The organism is Shewanella spartinae (assembly GCF_019457555.1).
Classification (GTDB): domain Bacteria; phylum Pseudomonadota; class Gammaproteobacteria; order Enterobacterales; family Shewanellaceae; genus Shewanella; species Shewanella loihica.
This window is the reverse complement of sequence record NZ_CP080418.1, coordinates 3,125,482-3,140,333: the sequence shown is the minus strand read 5'-3', so window position 1 is coordinate 3,140,333 and position 14,852 is coordinate 3,125,482. Positions and strand designations below refer to the sequence as shown.

The window sequence follows — 14,852 nt, the reverse complement described above, 5'->3', positions numbered from 1 at the left end:
CCCCAATTTTTTAAGGTAAAAAAATGACTACAGTTTCAATGCGCGACATGCTTCAGGCCGGTGTTCACTTCGGTCACCAAACTCGTTACTGGAACCCTAAGATGAAGCCTTTCATCTTCGGCGCTCGTAACGGTGTACACATCATCAACCTAGAGCACACTGTGCCTATGTTCAATGAAGCACTAGCGTTCATCAGCAACGTAGCATCTAAGAAAGGTAAAGTACTTTTCGTTGGTACTAAGCGCGCTGCAAGCGAAGCGATCAAAGAAGCTGCTATTTCTTGTGATCAATACTACGTTGACAACCGTTGGTTGGGCGGCATGCTGACTAACTGGAAAACAGTTCGTCAATCAATCAAGCGTCTAAAAGATCTTGAGAGCCAGTCTGTAGACGGTACTTTCGACAAGCTGACCAAGAAAGAAGCGCTAATGCGTACTCGTGAGCTTGAGAAGCTAGAAAAGTCTCTTGGTGGTATCAAGAACATGGGCGGCCTACCTGACGTTATCTTCGTTATCGGTGCTGACCATGAGCATATCGCTATTAAAGAAGCTAACAACCTAGGTATTCCAGTTGTTGCTGTTGTTGATACTAACTCTTCTCCAGACGGCATCAACTACATCGTTCCTGGTAACGATGACGCTATGCGTGCAATTCGTCTGTATGCTGAGTCAGTAGCAGCGGCTGCTAAAGCAGGTCGTGGTCAAGACCTAGCGGTACAAGCTGAGCAAGACGGTTTCGTAGAAGCTGAATAATAAAGGCGGGATGAATTTCATCGCCCTTATTAACCAAGATAGATAATTGGTGAACAGGGGCCCTAAGGCCCCTGTTTTTTCACATTTGATTTGTAGAGTTACCTATAGAGGATTTAACAATGGCAATTACTGCTGCCCAAGTTAAAGAACTACGCGAGCGTACTGGCGCTGGCATGATGGATTGTAAGAAAGCGCTAACTGAAACCAATGGTGACATTGAGCTAGCGATTGAAAACATGCGTAAGAGCGGTGCTGCAAAGGCTGCTAAGAAAGCAGGTAACATCGCTGCTGAAGGTACTATCCTGATCAAGCAAGGCGAAGGTTTCTCAGTACTTCTAGAAGTTAACTGTCAAACTGACTTCGTTGCAAAAGACTCTAACTTCCTGGCTTTCGCTAACGAAGTTCTGGATGTTGCTGCAGCTGGCAAAGTATCTATTGCCGACCTACAAGCTCAGTTCGAAGAAACTCGTGTTGCGCTAGTTGCTAAAATCGGTGAAAACATCAACGTTCGTCGCGTTGAGTACATCGATGGTGCTAGCCAAGCTTCTTACCGTCACGGCGACCGTATCGGTGTTGTTGTAACTGGTGAAGCTGACGAAGAGACTCTGAAGCACGTTGCTATGCACGTTGCTGCTTCTAAGCCAGAATACGTTAACCCATCAGACGTACCAGCTGAAGTTGTTGAAAAAGAGAAAGCCGTTCAGATCGAAATCGCGATGAACGAAGGCAAGCCTCAAGAGATCGCTGAGAAGATGGTTGCTGGTCGTATGAAGAAGTTCACCGGTGAGGTTTCTCTGACTGGTCAAGCTTTCATCATGGAGCCTAAGAAGACTGTTGGCGAAATCCTAAAAGAGAAAGGCGCTACAGTAACTAACTTCATTCGTCTAGAAGTTGGTGAAGGTATCGAGAAGAAAGAAGAAGATTTTGCCGCTGAAGTAGCAGCGCAAATCGCCGCTTCTAAGGCGTAATCGCCAGTTGTAAGATACCCTAAAAACCGCAGCATTCGCTGCGGTTTTATTATGCCAATTAGATTGCTGCACAGCGCTTTTTTTTCTATATAATTGGCACGTTACCCATCGGCATTTATCAGGACAAACAACTATGAGCACAAATCCAAAACCTGCTTTTCGACGTATTCTTCTCAAACTGAGTGGCGAGGCCCTGATGGGCGAAGAGGGCTTTGGCATCGATCCCAAGGTGCTAGATCGCATGGCACAAGAGATTAAAGAGCTGGTTGAGCTTGGTATTCAGGTAGGTGTTGTGATTGGTGGCGGTAACCTATTCCGTGGTGAAGGCCTAGCACAAGCAGGCATGAACCGTGTGGTGGGCGACCATATGGGCATGTTGGCAACCGTAATGAATGGTCTGGCGATGCGCGATGCGCTGCACAGAGCCTATGTGAATGCCCGCCTGATGTCGGCCATCCCCTTGAAAGGCGTGTGTGACGACTATAACTGGGCCGAAGCGATTAGCCTGCTTAAATCTGGCCGTGTGGTGATCTTCGCCGCCGGTACGGGTAATCCTTTCTGTACCACAGACTCTGCCGCCTGCCTGCGCGGTATCGAGATCGAAGCCGAAGTGGTACTCAAGGGCACTAAGGTAGATGGTGTTTACTCTGATGACCCAGTCAAGAACCCAGAAGCGGTAAAATATGACGAGATGGGTTATGGCGAAGTCCTGGAAAAAGAATTGAAAGTGATGGATCTTGCGGCATTTACCCTTGCAAGAGATCACGATATGCCTATCTTAGTGTTTAATATGAACAAGCCTGGTGCGCTACGACGTGTTATCATGGGCGACCATGAAGGTACGCTTATTAGAAGTAGCCGTAAGACTGCCGAATAAATAACCCGATACGAACGAATTTAAGGATATTTAACGTGATTAACGAAATCAAAGAAGATGCAAAGAGCCGTATGGCGAAGTGTGTTGAAGCGACTAAGAATCAAATGGCTAAAGTACGTACTGGTCGTGCTCACCCAAGTCTGCTTGATTCGATCAAGGTGCCTTACTATGGTACGCCAACTCCGCTTAAGCAGGTAGGTAACGTATCTATTGAAGATTCTCGTACTCTGGCAATCACTGTCTTCGATACCACTATGATTGCAGCGGTTGAGAAGGCGATCATGAGTTCAGATCTGGGCCTAAACCCTATGTCTGCCGGTACGACTATCCGTATTCCACTACCAGCACTGACCGAAGAGCGTCGTAAGGACCTGATCAAGGTCGTTCGCGCCGAGGCTGAAAACGGTCGTATCGCCGTACGTAACGTACGTCGTGACGCTAACTCTGACGTGAAAGCGCTAGAGAAAGAGAAAGAGTGTACCGAGGACGATGTACGCCGCACTGAAGATGAGATTCAGAAGTTTACTGACGCTCACATCAAGCAGATCGATGAGATCTTGACGGCAAAAGAAGCAGAGTTGATGGAAGTCTAATCTCCCTGTTTCGTTACTAGAGTTCGCACGCCGTGTAGGGGTATACTACACGGCGTTTGCTATTTTTAAGGGTTGTAATAGATGTCAATCGAATCTCAATCTGGCTCTGAGTTATCTAATGAAGCACTCGCAGAGCTGGTAAAACAGTCTATTCCCAAGCACGTGGCGATCATCATGGATGGCAACGGGCGCTGGGCACAGGCACAGGGCAAGCCCCGTGTTGTAGGCCATAAGGCCGGTGTAAAGACTGTTCGTCGCGCGGTGAGTATGGCGCGTGAGATGGGGATAGGTTCGTTAACCCTGTTTGCGTTTTCCAGTGAAAACTGGCGCAGACCCGAGAAAGAAGTCAGCCTCTTGATGGAGCTGTTTTTCACCGTTTTACAACGAGAAATAAAACTGCTGGATAAAAACGGGGTAAGGCTCAACATCATAGGGGACATCAGTCGTTTTTCTGTCCGCTTACAAAAGCAGATCGCCGCGGCGATGGAGAAGACGGCCAACAACACTGGTTTGATCCTCAATGTGGCGGCCAACTACGGCGGTCGTTGGGACATAGTGCAGGCGGCGCAAACCTTAGCCAAAAAGGTGGAATCTGGCGAAATGACCAGCAGTCAGTTCACCGAGGAGGCGCTAAGTCAGCATTTAAGCATGCAAAATCAACCGGAAGTTGATTTAATGATTCGCACCGGTGGCGATTTTCGCATTAGTAACTTTGTGTTATGGCAAGCGGCTTACGCAGAGTTAGTGTTTACTGATGTGTTATGGCCAGATTTTGATGAACAGGCCTTTAAAGATGCGGTAGCCGTATTTGCTACCCGGCAGCGCCGTTTTGGATTGACGGGTTCTCAAATTGAGACTTTGCAGGCTGAGTAATAAATTTAAGAGGGAAAGTTTTGCTAAAACATAGAATAATAACAGCAGTATGGTTGATCCCATTGGTGATGGGAGCCATTTTCTTTTTCCCTGTGGAGTATTTTTCATGGGCTTTGGTGGCTGTGTTCCTGATCGCCGCCAAGGAGTGGGGACGCATCATAGACAAGCGCTGTAATGTGACCCAGTGGAGTTTCACCCTGACCATAGGCATCTTGCTGGTGGCGTTAAACCTCCTGGTGCCCACCGAAGAGGTTTGGTTTAAGGGGCAGCTACATCCTGTCTATCTCGCCATCACACTGATTGGTGCCATGTGGTGGGTCATCTCGTTATTCCTGGTGCTCAGCTACCCTAAAAGCGCCGCCCTCTGGGGCAAGAGCCACATGCTGAAATCCATGTTCGGTCAGCTGACCCTAGTGCCCTGTTTTACCGCCTTGATCGCGCTAAAGGCCCTGAGCACGGCGAGCATGCCATACTATGGCGGCGCCTTGGTATTCCTGGTGATGCTGACCGTGTGGGCGACCGATTCTGGAGCCTATTTTGCCGGTAAGGCCCTGGGCAAGCACAAGCTGATGCCTAACGTGAGCCCGGCGAAAACCGTCGAGGGGCTGCTCGGTGGCCTGGTGACTACCATGGTGGTCGTGGCGGGCGTGATGATGGTCTCGCCAGAGCAGGAGCTGGGGCTCGTGATCGGCGTGACCCTGTTTGTCGCCCTGGTCTCGGCCCTTGGGGATCTATCGGAAAGTATGTTTAAGCGTGTGGCCGACATTAAAGATTCTGGCACCATATTGCCGGGTCATGGCGGGGTGCTGGATCGCATCGACAGCCTGACGGCGGCGCTGCCCATCTTTATCCTAATTTATATCGCATTTTGGATGTAACCATGCAGAAAATGGTGATTCTAGGCGCCACAGGTTCTATCGGCGCCAGTACCCTGAGCGTTATCGAGCAAAATCCTGAGGCCTACAAGGCCTTTGCCCTGGTCGCCCATAAGAGTGTCGATAAGATGCTCGACTTGTGTATCAAGTACAATCCATCGATAGCCCACATGGTCGACCCCCAGGCGGCGGCCGAGTTGCAGCGTCGTTTGCCGGCGCACATGGCGATTGCCGTCTCTTCGGGCGAAGATGAGTTGGCGGCTATCGTCGCGCTGCCCGAGGTGGATTGCGTCATGGCGGCCATCGTCGGCGCGGCGGGTCTACCTGCCACACTGGCGGCGGTTAAGGCGGGTAAGCGGGTGCTGCTGGCCAATAAAGAGTCGCTGGTGATGTCGGGTCGTCTGTTTATCGATGCGATGCAGGGCTCAAACGCCAAGGTGTTGCCAGTAGACAGTGAGCACAATGCCATCTTCCAGTGTCTGCCAGAGCCTGCTCAGCAAGCCATCGGCGCCTGCGATCTGGCCGGTGCCGGCATCTCCCATATTTTGTTGACCGGATCAGGCGGACCTTTTCTCACCTCAGATCTCGATAGTCTGAGTCAGATGACGCCGGATCAGGCCTGCAAACATCCTAACTGGTCGATGGGCCGCAAGATCTCGGTCGATTCCGCCAGCATGATGAACAAGGGACTCGAGTATATCGAGGCCCGTTGGCTGTTTAATGCCACTAAAGAGCAACTCAAGGTGGTGGTGCATCCCCAGAGCGTGATCCACTCTATGGTGCAGTATAAGGACGGTAGCGTGTTGGCCCAGATGGGCAATCCAGACATGCGCACCCCCATAGCGCACTGCATGGCCTATCCGCAAAGAATTTCGGCGGGCGTTGAACCTTTAGATTTTTTCAAAGTCGGACAGTTAAGCTTTCTTGAACCCGACTTCAATCGCTTCCCCTGTCTGAAGCTGGCCATAGATGCCTGCGAGCAGGGACAGGAAGCCACCACGGTATTGAACGCGGCCAACGAGGTGTCGGTCGAGGCCTTCCTGGCAGGATTGATACGTTTTACCGATATCGCACGGGTAAACGAGTATTGCCTGAGTCATGTCGAGCAGCGTAGCTTAGACACCATAGAAGATATTTTGGCGCTGGACGGCCTGGCACGGCGTGCAGCGCAGGAGCGGGTCGCCAAAATATAGGGCTCGCGCTAGCTCGTTTTAAGGTTTTGCCGCTTACGTAAGCAGAGATAAGGAGAGGAATGCTAGACTTTTTGTGGAACTTGGGCTCATTCATTATCGCCCTTGGAATTCTCATCACGGCCCATGAATATGGTCACTTCTGGGTGGCCAGACGCTGTGGCGTGAAAGTTGAGCGTTTCTCTATCGGTTTCGGTAAGGCCATCTGGCGCAAGATCGGCGCCGATGGTACCGAGTACGTGGTGGCCATGATCCCCCTCGGCGGCTACGTGAAGATGCTCGACGAGCGGGTCGATACCGTTGCCGACGAGCTAAAGCCCCAGGCCTTTAACCGTAAATCTGTCTGGCAGCGCATCGCCATCGTCGGTGCCGGCCCCATGGCCAACTTTGTGTTCGCCATCTTTGCCCTCTACATCATGTACCTTATTGGGGTGCCCTCGATTAAACCTGTGATCGAATCGACACAGTCCGGCTCGCCGGCGGCGGTGATTCAGGTCAAGAAGCCGATGCAGGTGATTGCCGTTGGCGATCGCAGCGTGCGCAACTGGGAAGAGGTGACCTACGCCTTGGTCGGTCACATAGGCGATGACGCCATCGACGTCACCCTGGCCCCTTTGTCGGGCGTGATGGGCGAGGAGCGCACCTATAAGCTAGATACCCGCAAGTGGAAGTTTAATCCTGAGACTGAGTCGCCCATTACTTCGCTGGGCCTCAATGTCTTTAGGCCTGCCATCACCCCTAAGTTGGGTTTTGTGGCCGAAGATGGCGCCGCCTATGCCGCGGGTTTGCGCCTAGGTGACACCTTAGTCGCCGTCGATAACAAATCTTATGGCGATTGGGATCAGTTTGTTGCCAAGATCAAGGCATCGGCCGACAAGCCAATTAGCGTGACCATCAGACGCGATGGTGAGCAGCTTAAGTTTAATGTCACCCCTAAGGCGCGCACTATTGACGGCGGTAAGGTCGAGGGCGTGATTGGCGTGGCACCAACCCAGGCGCCTTGGCCCGAAGAGATGCGCCTGCAACTGGAATACGGTGTCGGTGAGTCTCTCATGGTCGCCGCCGATAAAACATGGCAACTTGTATCGGTCAGCATTAAGATGATCGGCAAACTCTTTACCGGTGACGTGTCGGTGAAGAACCTGAGTGGCCCTATCTCTATCGCTCAGGGCGCGGGAAACAGCGCCAACTATGGTTTAGTTTACTTTTTGGGATTCCTGGCATTAATCAGCGTGAATTTAGGCATTATTAATTTATTGCCTTTACCCGTGCTTGATGGCGGGCATCTGTTATATTACTTCATCGAAGTGATCACAGGCAGGCCTGTACCGGAAAAGGTGCAGGAAATTGGATTCAGATTTGGGGCAGCCTTGCTGCTAATATTGATGAGTATCGCCCTTTTCAATGATTTTTCCCGACTCTGAGCAAGGACACACACATAATTAGAAGTGCTCTATGAGATTGAATAAAATTTTTGCCTCGATGTTATTAGTCGGTGCGTCTTTATCAGGGAAGGGTTGGGCCGATACATTCCAGCCTTTTGAAGTGACCGACATCCAGGTTAAGGGACTGCAGCGTGTTGCACTGGGTGCGGCGCTGTTGAATATTCCTATCAAGGTGGGAGACACGGTCGACGAGATGCGTCTGCAGCAGGCGATTAAGAGCCTGTATTCCTCGACCAACTTCGAGCATATCGAGGTGAGCCGCGATGGCAGCGTCTTGGTGGTAACGGTCAAAGAAAGGCCTACCATCAGCGTCGTGACCTTCGAAGGCAACAAGGACATTAAAGACGAGCAGCTGCAAGAGAGTCTCGACGGCAGTGGCGTCAAGGCCGGTGAGTCGCTGGATCGCACCATGCTCAGCGGCATCGAGAAGAGCCTGCAGGACTTCTACTATGGCGTGGGTAAATATGGCGCCAAGGTTGAGGCTCAGGTGATCAACCTGCCGCGTAACCGTGTCGAGTTGAAGTTTAAGTTTACCGAAGGTTTGGCGGCAGAGATTCGTCAGATCAACGTGGTGGGCAACACAGTCTTTAGCGACGCCGAACTGATCGGCATGCTGGAGCTGAAAGACTATGTGGCCTGGTGGGATCTCTTTGGCGAGCGCCGCTACCAGAAGCAGAAGCTGCAGGCCGACCTTGAGACCATCAAGACCTTCTACCACAACCGCGGTTATATCCGTTTCGAGGTGACCTCGACTCAGGTGGCGATGACCCCTGACCGTAAGGGTCTCTATATCACCATCAACGTTGACGAGGGTGAGCAGTACAAGGTTAAAGAAGTTAACCTGACTGGCGACCTCATGGGCCGCGAAGAGGTGATGCAGGCGATTCTGCCGATCAAGGTAGGCGATACCTATAACGGCGCAGACGTGACCTTTACCGAAGAGATGTATGGCAAGTATCTGGGCCGTTTCGGCTATGCCTATCCTGAGGTGAAGACCTATCCTGAGATCGATGATGAGACCAAAGAGGTCGCCCTCAACGTCAACATCAAGCCGGGTAAGCGCGTTTATGTGCGTAGCATTAACTTTACCGGTAACCAGGTTACCAAAGATGAGGTAATGCGCCGCGAGCTGCGTCAGATGGAAGGCGCCTGGCTGAACTCGGCCCAGGTTGAGCAATCCAAGGCGCGTCTGAACCGCCTGGGTTACTTCGAAACCGTCGACACCCAGACGGTTCAGGTGCCGGGCACAGACGACCTGGTTGACGTCGACTTCACCGTGAAGGAGCAACCATCAGGCTCGTTCAACGCTGGTGTGGGTTATGGTACCGAGTCGGGTCTGAGCCTACAGTTTGGTGTGCAGCAGAGTAACTTCTTGGGTACAGGTAATCAGGCAGGTATCAACCTTAATACCAACAAGTACTCGAAGAACGTCAACATCAACTACACAGATCCTTACTTCACCAAAGATGGCGTGAGCCTGGGTGGTAGCATCTACTGGAACGAGTTTGACGCTCAGGAAGCGAACCTCGAACGCTATAAGAACAGTTCTTATGGTATTGCGGTCAACTCCGGCTTCCCGATCAACGAATACAACCGTATCAACGGTGGTATCGGCTATCGTCACAACAGCATCTCGGAGATCTCGGCCTACGAGCAGGCCCTGCGCTTCTACAACATCTATCGTGATGCCAACGATCCTAACGCCGACCTGTCGTTCGATAACTTCGAGCTGACCCTCGGCTGGTACCGCAGCACGCTTAACCGCGGCACCTTCCCAACCGATGGTTCGTCACAGCGTCTGAGCGGCAAGATGACGGTGCCAGGTTCGGATCTGCAGTACTTTAAGACAGATTTCGATACCAGCTTCTACTGGCCAATCAACCGCAGCCACAGCTTCGTGCTCCTGACTAAGGCGCGCCTGGGTTATGGTAACGGTTATGGTCAGTACAACGACAACGACCAGATCCTACCTTTCTGGGAGAACTACTACTCGGGCGGTAGCAGCTCACTGCGTGGCTTCAAGTCTAACTCTGTGGGTCCACGTTCATTCTACCTGTATCGTGGTAGTGAGCCCTGCTCGCCAGATCCAGCAGGGGATACTTGTACCTTGCCAGGGGATCCTAACCGTGTCACTGTGAGCGGTGGCCGCTCTATCGGTGGTAACGCTATCGCTACGGCGAGTGTCGAGATGATAGTGCCAACCCCATTCCTGGATGAGGCCTACACTAACTCGGTGCGTACCAGCTTCTTCGTCGATGCCGGTAACGTTTGGGATACCGAGTTCGATTACGACTCATATCGCTTCCTGCCGGCTGAGCAGTTCGACAAGCTGTCTGACTATTCAGACCCAGGACGTATCCGTGCCTCGGCGGGGATGAGCGTTCAATGGTTGTCGCCAATGGGACCTATGGTATTTAGTCTTGCATGGCCAATCAAAAAATATGAAGATGATGACACAGAGATCTTCTCGTTCAACATTGGTAAAACTTTCTAAAGTAGAACTAATTTAAATAAAAAGTCATCGGCAAGTTTTGCTGATTATAAGGAGTTTATTTTGAATAAGATGTTTAATCGCGCAATGATGGTGTTGGTTCTGTTAGGCGCACCTATCGCAGCACAAGCTGAAAAGATCGCCGTAGTCGATATGCAGGCGGTATTTGAGCAGCTACCACAGCGCGAAGAAGTCAGCAAAACACTGAAAACCGAATTCGGCGATCGTGTGGCTGGCGTACAGAAGATGCAGGAAGAGCTTCGCGGCATGCTAGAGAAGCAGCAACGCGACGCGGCCCTGATGAGCGAAACGCAAAAGACTGAGATGCTGCGCAAGATGGAGTCTCTCAAGGCTGAGCTGCAGCTTAAAGGCAAGGCGCTGGACGAAGATATGCGTCGTCGTAACGGTGAAGAGCAAAACAAGCTATTGGTTAAGGTTCAAAAAGCCATCAGCGCTATCGCCGAGAAAGAGAAGTATGACGTAGTGCTACAGCGCGGCGCCGTGATCTACGTGAAGCCGACTTCAGACATCAGCAGCAAAGTGGTTGAAGCTCTGAGCAAAGGCTAAGCATTGATGACAAGTTATACCCTAAGTGAGATCGCCGCCCATCTGAATGCCGAGGTCAAGGGTGACGAGACGGTGACTATTCACCGTGTCGCCACGCTGGAGAAGGCACAGGCGGGGGAGATCTCCTTTCTGGCGAATCCAAAATACCAGAGTCAGTTAGAAGGCACGGCAGCCTCTGCCGTGTTGCTCTCGCCCAAGATGGCCGAGCATTTCAGTGGTAATGCCATAGTGTTAGCCGACCCCTATGTCGGGTTTGCAAGAGTCGCTCAGCTGCTCGATACCACGCCTAAGGCCGCCGAGGCCATTCACCCCAGTGCGGTTATCGACCCTAGCGCCCAGCTGGGTGAAGGCGTCGCCATAGGTGCCAATGCGGTGATAGGCGCCAATGTTATCTTAGGTGAGAATGTTCAGATAGGTCCCGGCTGTGTGCTTGGCCAGGATGTTATCGTCGGTTCAAACTCTATCCTGTGGGCCAACGTGACCCTTTACCATGACGTACAGCTGGGTACAGACTGTATCGTGCATTCGGGTACAGTGATCGGCTCTGACGGTTTTGGTTATGCCAATGAGCGTGGTCAATGGATCAAGATCCCACAAACCGGTGGGGTGCGTATCGGTAACCGTGTCGAGATCGGTGCCTGCACCAGTATCGACCGCGGCGCGCTGGATCACACAGAGATCCACGATGGGGTTATTATCGACAACCAGGTGCAGCTTGCACACAACGTGGTGGTCGGTGAAAACACCGCGCTGGCCGGTAGCTCTACCTTTGCCGGCAGTTGTACCATAGGTAAATACTGTATCATAGGCGGCAGCAGCGCCGTGGCTGGGCATCTGTCGATTGCCGACGGTACCCATATCTCGGGTGGCACCAATGTGACGAGTGTTATTCGTGAGCCTGGTGTATACTCTTCTGCTACCGTTGCGATGGAAAACAAGTTGTGGCGACGTAATACCGTCAGATTCAGACAACTTGATGAATTGTTCCAACGCGTCAAACAGCTTGAAAAAAACGTTAAATCAGATGATTAACTGCCCGAGGGCAGCTAAGGAAGTTATTGAGTGTCAAATCAATTAAATACGATGGATATCAAAGAGATCCTAAAGTTCCTACCTCACAGGTATCCGTTTTTATTGATCGATAGAGTCCTCGACTTTACGCCAGGTGAAACACTGCATGCGATCAAGAATGTCACCATCAACGAGCCATTCTTCCAGGGCCATTTCCCTGTAGCTCCTGTGATGCCAGGTGTATTGATCCTAGAGGCGATGGCTCAGGCGACCGGTCTGTTAGCGTTTAAAACCATGAGCGATGAGCCATCTAACGATGCCTTATACTATTTTGCCGGTATCGATAACGCTCGCTTCAAGCGTGTGGTCGAGCCTGGCGACCAACTTCATTTCGAAGTTAAGATGATTAAAGAACGCCGCGGGATTGGCGTCTTCACAGGTGAAGCTAAGGTCGATGGCGAACTAGTTTGTTCGGCAGAGATCATGTGTGCCCGCAGAGAGATTGCCAAGTGATTGATAAGTTAGCATTTGTACACCCAGATGCCAAAATCGGTAACAATGTTACCATAGGCCCATGGACCTATATCGGCCCAGATGTCGAGATCGGCGACGACTGTCATCTGAGCTCTCACGTGGTGGTCAAGGGCCCTACGGTTATCGGCAAGGGTAACCGTATTTTTCAGTTCGCCTCAGTAGGGGAAGACTGCCAGGATAAGAAGTATGCTGGCGAGCCAACCCGACTGATCATCGGCGATAACAATGTGATCCGCGAATCTGTCACCATACATCGCGGCACGGTACAGGATAACAGTGAGACCCGTATCGGCTCTAACAACCTGTTTATGGCCTATGTGCACATCGCCCACGACTGTGTGGTGGGTAACAATGTGATCATGGCCAACAACGCCTCTATCGCCGGCCACGTCCATGTGGGCGACTGGGCGATCCTAGGCGGCATGACGGGTGTGCATCAGTTTGTGCATATCGGTGCCCATGCCTTTACCGCTGGTTATTCATTGATCCTGCAAGATGTGCCGCCATTTGTGATGGCGTCGGGACAGCCTGCTATCCCAAGGGGACTGAACAGCGAAGGCATGAAACGCCGCGGCTTCTCCAAGGAGAGCCAACTGGCGGTGCGCCGTGCCTATAAGACCTTGTATCGCAAGGGCTTGACCATTGAAGAAGCGGTTGCCGCCTTGGGTGAGGATGCCGAGGACGAGCAGGTTAAGCTGCTGATGGACTTTGTGGTTAACTCGAGCCGAGGCATTATTCGTTAATCGGTTTCTTTAATCGGTTTAGCTAATTGGTTTAGCTATCGAAGAAAAGCTCGTGTTCACGGGCTTTTTTATTTTCAGTAAGCAAGTAACAGAAGATGAATCAGAGCAATCAAAAAGTATTCGCCATGGTGGCGGGTGAGCTGTCCGGTGATATTCTCGGCGCCGGCCTGATCAAGGCCTTGAAACAGAAATACCCGGATGCCCGCTTCGTCGGTATCGGCGGCCCGCAGATGGATGCCTTGGGGTTTGAGTCCCTGTTCTCTTTCGAGGAGCTGGCCGTGATGGGCCTGGTCGAGGTGCTGTCGCGCCTGCCGCGCCTGCTTAAGGTGCGTAAAACGCTGATCGACGAGCTGACCGCCCTAAAGCCAGATTGCTTCATCGGTATCGATGCCCCCGATTTCAACATAGGTCTGGAGCTGAAGCTTAAGGCACAGGGGATCAAGACGGTTCACTATGTCAGCCCTTCTGTGTGGGCCTGGCGCCCGAAGCGGATCTTCAAGATCGCCAAGGCGACCAACATGGTGCTGTCGCTGTTGCCCTTCGAGAAGGCCTTCTACGATAAGCACGATGTGCCTTGTACCTTCGTCGGCCACACACTCGCGGACGATATTCCGCTAGAGAGTGATAAGCTCAGCGCCCGCGAGACCCTGGGGTTAGATCCCCACGCCGAATACCTCGCTATCTTACCCGGCTCTCGGGGCGGCGAGCTCAAGCAGCTGGCCGAGCCTTTCGTGCAGGCGGCGGTAAAGTTGCGCCAGCGTTACCCGGACCTTAAGTTCGTCACCCCGCTGGTCAATGCCAAGCGTCGGGCCCAGTTTGAGCTGGCCCTCAAGACCCATGCGCCGGATCTCGACATACATCTGGTCGAGGGACAGTCTCGCACCGTGATGGCCGCGGCCGACGCTATCTTGCTGGCGTCGGGCACTGCGACCCTGGAAGCCATGCTGGTGAAACGCCCCATGGTGGTGGCCTACCGGGTATCGCCGATCACCTATCGTATCGCTAAGGGAATGATGCAGATATCTCATTACTCCTTGCCTAATTTGCTGGCGGGCAGGGAGATCATCCCTGAACTGATCCAGGCCGACTGTACCCCTGATAAGATAGTCGACGCCGTGTCCAATCAGCTCGATGGCGATCATCAGCCGTTGATGGAGACCTTTATGACGCTGCATCAACAGCTAAGATGCGATGCCAGTGCGCGCGCGGCCCAGGCGGTTATTGAGCTAGTGGAGACAAAATAGTGGCTATCTATAAACAAATTACCGCCGAACAGGTCGAGGCACTGTGTTGCGGCTTCTACGCAGGCGTCGATGAGGTCGGCCGTGGCCCCTTGGTGGGTGATGTGGTGACCGCCGCCGTGGTGCTGGACCCGAACAATCCTATCGAGGGGTTAAATGACTCCAAGAAGCTGTCGGAGAAGAAGCGCGACGCCCTCTATGAGGAGATCCTCGCCAAGGCGCTGGATGTCAGCGTCGGACGCTGCTCGCCGCTGGAGATCGATGAGCTCAACATACTGCACGCGACCATGCTGGCGATGCAGCGCGCCGTTGCTGGACTGCGTGCCCGACCTGACAGAGTATTGATCGACGGCAATCGGGTACCGGACTTTACCGATGAGACCCTGGAGGGGCATGCGGTGATCAAGGGCGATGGCCTGATCCCGGCCATCAGCGCCGCCTCTATCGTTGCCAAGGTGGTGCGCGACAGAGAGATGGAAGCCTTGGATGAGCGTTATCCCGAGTACGGCTTCGCCAAGCACAAGGGCTACCCCACCAAGGCGCATTTCGAGGCGCTCGAGGCCCATGGCGTGCTGGCAGAGCACCGCAAGAGTTTCAGGCCGGTCAAGGAGCGTCTGGAGGCCTGTTAAACCGCCCTCGCGGGGGCGCCTGCGACTGGTGCCCTGTGTGTGACTCTGGTACTCTTTCAAGGT

General features: G+C 52.5%; 15 protein-coding genes. All 15 read left to right on the top strand.

The window, feature by feature from the left end:
• The first annotated feature begins 23 nt into the window (after window positions 1-23).
• Window positions 24-752: a 30S ribosomal protein S2 gene (gene rpsB, locus K0I31_RS13705; protein ID WP_011866432.1), complete on the top strand. Its 729-nt coding sequence runs from the start codon at window positions 24-26 to the stop codon at window positions 750-752.
• A 119-nt stretch (window positions 753-871) separates the two neighbouring features.
• Window positions 872-1,720: a translation elongation factor Ts gene (tsf, locus tag K0I31_RS13700; RefSeq protein ID WP_011866431.1), complete on the top strand. Its 849-nt coding sequence runs from the start codon at window positions 872-874 to the stop codon at window positions 1,718-1,720.
• 133 nt (window positions 1,721-1,853) lie between these two features.
• On the top strand, window positions 1,854-2,597 hold the full coding sequence (gene pyrH / locus K0I31_RS13695) for a UMP kinase (protein ID WP_011866430.1): 744 nt from the start codon (window positions 1,854-1,856) through the stop codon (window positions 2,595-2,597).
• 35 nt (window positions 2,598-2,632) lie between these two features.
• Window positions 2,633-3,190 carry a ribosome recycling factor gene (gene frr / locus K0I31_RS13690; RefSeq protein ID WP_011866429.1) on the top strand — a complete coding sequence of 186 codons (558 nt, stop codon included), beginning with the start codon at window positions 2,633-2,635 and terminating at the stop codon, window positions 3,188-3,190.
• 81 nt (window positions 3,191-3,271) lie between these two features.
• Window positions 3,272-4,063, top strand: a complete 792-nt coding sequence (gene uppS, locus K0I31_RS13685; protein ID WP_220078741.1) for an undecaprenyl pyrophosphate synthase — start codon at window positions 3,272-3,274, stop codon at window positions 4,061-4,063.
• A 20-nt stretch (window positions 4,064-4,083) separates the two neighbouring features.
• Complete coding sequence (locus tag K0I31_RS13680) at window positions 4,084-4,941, top strand: phosphatidate cytidylyltransferase (protein WP_220078740.1); 858 nt, start codon at window positions 4,084-4,086, stop codon at window positions 4,939-4,941.
• 2 nt (window positions 4,942-4,943) lie between these two features.
• A complete protein-coding gene (gene ispC, locus K0I31_RS13675; RefSeq protein ID WP_220078739.1) occupies window positions 4,944-6,131 on the top strand; it encodes a 1-deoxy-D-xylulose-5-phosphate reductoisomerase in 1,188 nt (395 codons plus the stop codon).
• Window positions 6,132-6,190: 59 nt separating this feature from the next.
• Entirely contained in the window at window positions 6,191-7,552 is a 1,362-nt protein-coding gene (rseP, locus tag K0I31_RS13670) for a sigma E protease regulator RseP (protein WP_220078738.1), read from the top strand.
• A 31-nt stretch (window positions 7,553-7,583) separates the two neighbouring features.
• Window positions 7,584-10,067, top strand: coding sequence for an outer membrane protein assembly factor BamA (gene bamA / locus K0I31_RS13665; RefSeq protein WP_220078737.1), 2,484 nt, complete (start codon window positions 7,584-7,586; stop codon window positions 10,065-10,067).
• Window positions 10,068-10,136: 69 nt separating this feature from the next.
• Window positions 10,137-10,631: an OmpH/Skp family outer membrane protein gene (locus K0I31_RS13660; RefSeq protein ID WP_011866423.1), complete on the top strand. Its 495-nt coding sequence runs from the start codon at window positions 10,137-10,139 to the stop codon at window positions 10,629-10,631.
• 6 nt (window positions 10,632-10,637) lie between these two features.
• Window positions 10,638-11,663 (top strand): UDP-3-O-(3-hydroxymyristoyl)glucosamine N-acyltransferase, encoded by a 1,026-nt coding sequence (gene lpxD, locus K0I31_RS13655; protein ID WP_220078736.1) that lies wholly within the window; start codon window positions 10,638-10,640, stop codon window positions 11,661-11,663.
• A 30-nt stretch (window positions 11,664-11,693) separates the two neighbouring features.
• Entirely contained in the window at window positions 11,694-12,155 is a 462-nt protein-coding gene (fabZ, locus tag K0I31_RS13650) for a 3-hydroxyacyl-ACP dehydratase FabZ (protein WP_011866421.1), read from the top strand.
• On the top strand, window positions 12,152-12,919 hold the full coding sequence (lpxA, locus tag K0I31_RS13645) for an acyl-ACP--UDP-N-acetylglucosamine O-acyltransferase (RefSeq protein WP_011866420.1): 768 nt from the start codon (window positions 12,152-12,154) through the stop codon (window positions 12,917-12,919). Before fabZ ends, lpxA begins: the two co-directional genes overlap by 4 nt.
• 95 nt (window positions 12,920-13,014) lie before the next feature.
• The gene (gene lpxB, locus K0I31_RS13640; protein WP_220078735.1) at window positions 13,015-14,163 is read left to right on the top strand and encodes a lipid-A-disaccharide synthase; all 1,149 of its coding nucleotides are present in this window, start codon (window positions 13,015-13,017) and stop codon (window positions 14,161-14,163) included.
• Complete coding sequence (gene rnhB / locus K0I31_RS13635) at window positions 14,163-14,789, top strand: ribonuclease HII (RefSeq protein WP_220078734.1); 627 nt, start codon at window positions 14,163-14,165, stop codon at window positions 14,787-14,789. The genes lpxB and rnhB overlap by 1 nt, the downstream gene beginning before the upstream one ends.
• Window positions 14,790-14,852: the final 63 nt, after the last annotated feature.